Consider the following 2,460-nt stretch of genomic DNA (forward strand, 5'->3'; position numbering starts at 1 on the left):
CCGGGTCGCGAAGTACAGCATCAGGACGAGCGGCACCGCGAAGACCGCCAGTGCGGCGATCGCCAGGATCTGGCCCACCACGGGAGCTCCTTCGGCGGACGGGCGGGCTCCAATGATCGCGGACGTCCGGCACCCGCGAAAAGGCCGCCGCCCGCCGGAACCGGCGGACGGCGGCGGGCGGCGGCGTCCGTACAGCGGACGGGCCAGTCGGGGACTTCGGGCGGGAGGTCCTCGGTGACCTTCAGCGGGAACTCGGCGGGGCGCTTCTCCAGGAAGGACGTGACGCCTTCGGCGGCGTCGCCCGCGCCGCCGAGGGCGGCCATCAGGCGGGAGTCGGCGATGTGGGCGTCCCACGGGGACGGCGCGGAGAGCCCGGACCACATGAGGCGGCGGATCGCGGCGACGGAGACCGCGGAGGTGTTCGCGGCGATCTCGCGGGCGAGCGCGTACGCGGCGGGCAGCAGTTCGTCCGGCGGGAGGACGCGCGAGACGAGACGTCCGGCGAGGGCCTCGTCGGCGCCGAACACGCGCCCGGTCGCGGCCCACTCCATGGCCTGCGAGATGCCGACGAGGCGGGGCAGGAACCAGCTGGAGGCGGCCTCGGTGACGATGCCGCGGCGCGCGAACACGAACCCGAACTTGGCCTTCTCGCTGGCCAGCCGGACGTCCATCGGCAGCGTCATCGTGACGCCGACGCCGACGGCCGCGCCGTTGAAGGCGCCGATGACGGGCTTGAGGCAGCGGGCGATGCGCAGCGCGACGGTGCCGCCGCCGTCGCGGGGCGTGCCGTCCTCCAGGAGATCGTCGCCGGCGAACATGTCCTTCGACTGTTCCTGGTCGAAGGTGCCGCCGCCGCCGCTGAGGTCGGCGCCCGCGCAGAACGCCCGGCCCGCGCCCGTCACGACGACCACGCGGACGTCGTCGTCGGCGTCGACCCGGTCGAACGCGTCGAGCATCTCGTTGCGCATGGTGAACGTGTAGGCGTTCATGTGGTCCGGACGGTTCAGGGTGATCGTGGCGATCCCGTCCGCGACCTCGTACTCGATCTCTTCGTACGGCACTCGCGACCCCTCTCTCGATCAGAACGCGATTCTAGTGCGCCCGTCGCTACGTGCTCGCCTCGGGGAACAGCCGGACGACGATGTCGCGGCGCCACTCGTCCACGTCGACGGACGGGTCGGACGGGACGGGCACGAGCCGCACGCCCGAGCGCTCCAGCCGGACGACCGCGTCCGGGGCCAGCGCGACCTCGGCGGGTACCTCGGGGGCGGCCGCCACATGCCCGGCGAGGGCGCCGAGGACGCGCGCCCAGCCGTGCCCGAGGTAGGGCGGAAGGCCGGACACGGCCAGTTCGGGACGGCCGCGGGCGGACAGCCCGGCGGTGCGCAGGGACAGGCCTTCGGGGCCCTCGGCGCCGGTGATGCGGACCTCGCTCATGCCCGAACCGTACGGCCCGGCGCAGGGTGAGACGGATCACGCCGGGGCCGCTCTGCCCGGTAACCATCCATATAAACCAGCCTTTGTCCGATATTTTGGGCAGGTGAACTGGGCCGTGACGACGTACGACTCCGCCTTCGGGTACGTCTCCGCGCACGGGGCGCCCCTGGTGGATCTGCTCGACCCGCAGCCCGGCGAGCGGATCATCGACCTCGGGTGCGGCACCGGCATGTTCAGCGCGGAGATCGCCGAGCGGGGCGCCGAGGTGCTGGGCATCGACGGCAGCCCCGAGATGGTCGCGCAGGCCGCCGCCACGCACCCGGGCCTGTCGTTCATCGTCGGCGACGCGCACGACTTCACGGTCGGCGAGTCGTTCGACGCCGTCGCCTCCAACGCCGCCCTGCACTGGATGACCCGCGACCCCGACGCCGTGATCTCCCAGGTCCACGCGGCGCTGCGCCCCGGCGGGCGGTTCGTCGGCGAGCTGGGCGGCGCGGGCAACTGCGCCGAGCTGGTCGCCGCGATGCAGACGGCCTGGCGCGTGTTCGGCCTCGGCGAGCCCGAGCTGCCCTGGTACTTCCCGAGCCCCGCCGAGTACGCGTCGAAACTGGAGGACGCGGGGTTCACGCTGCGGCTCCTCGAACACGCCGACCGCCCCACCCGGATGATCGAGGGCCCCGACGGCGCCGCCGACTGGATCCGCGCCTACGCGGGCCGCGCCCTCGACACCGTCCCGCCCGAGCTCGTCGAGCCGCTCCTCGCCCGCGTCAACGACCTCGCCGCGCCCGCGCTGCGCCGCGAGTCCGGGTGGGTCGCCGACTACGTGCGGCTGCGGTTCGCGGCCGTCCGCAAGCCGGACGCGCCCCGCACATCCCCGGCGGTCCCCTGCCGACCGACCCACCGCTGTGACCTGCGTCGCACGAACGTAGAGTGAGGCCATGCGGCTCTACGATCATCGAACGGGACGGGTCGAGGAACTGCCGCCCGGTCCGCTGCGGATCCACCTGCACGGCGGCGGGGCGC

At 73.6% G+C, this 2,460-nt stretch carries 2 protein-coding genes and 1 pseudogene; 1 reads left to right on the top strand and 2 read right to left on the bottom strand.

Going from position 1 to position 2,460, the window contains the following annotated elements; translation table 11 throughout:
• Positions 1-194: 194 nt before the first annotated feature.
• Positions 195-1,061, bottom strand: a pseudogene (locus BJF79_RS37315) (enoyl-CoA hydratase-related protein); the annotation flags it as partial.
• A gap of 46 nt (positions 1,062-1,107) precedes the next feature.
• The gene (locus BJF79_RS37320; protein ID WP_075904473.1) at positions 1,108-1,437 is read right to left on the bottom strand and encodes a hypothetical protein; all 330 of its coding nucleotides are present in this window, start codon (positions 1,435-1,437) and stop codon (positions 1,108-1,110) included.
• 115 nt (positions 1,438-1,552) lie between these two features.
• On the opposite strand from BJF79_RS37320, the gene BJF79_RS37325 reads away from it, so the two are divergent.
• Positions 1,553-2,371: a class I SAM-dependent methyltransferase gene (locus BJF79_RS37325; protein ID WP_262403144.1), complete on the top strand. Its 819-nt coding sequence runs from the start codon at positions 1,553-1,555 to the stop codon at positions 2,369-2,371.
• Positions 2,372-2,460: the final 89 nt, after the last annotated feature.

This window comes from Actinomadura sp. CNU-125 (genome assembly GCF_001942465.1).
Taxonomy (GTDB): domain Bacteria; phylum Actinomycetota; class Actinomycetes; order Streptosporangiales; family Streptosporangiaceae; genus Spirillospora.

What these genes read in the sequence shown, in the direction of transcription:
- BJF79_RS37320 (WP_075904473.1), bottom strand. Translation starts at nt 1,437, where the DNA reads ATGAGCGAGGTCCGCATCACCGGCGCCGAGGGCCCCGAAGGCCTGTCC.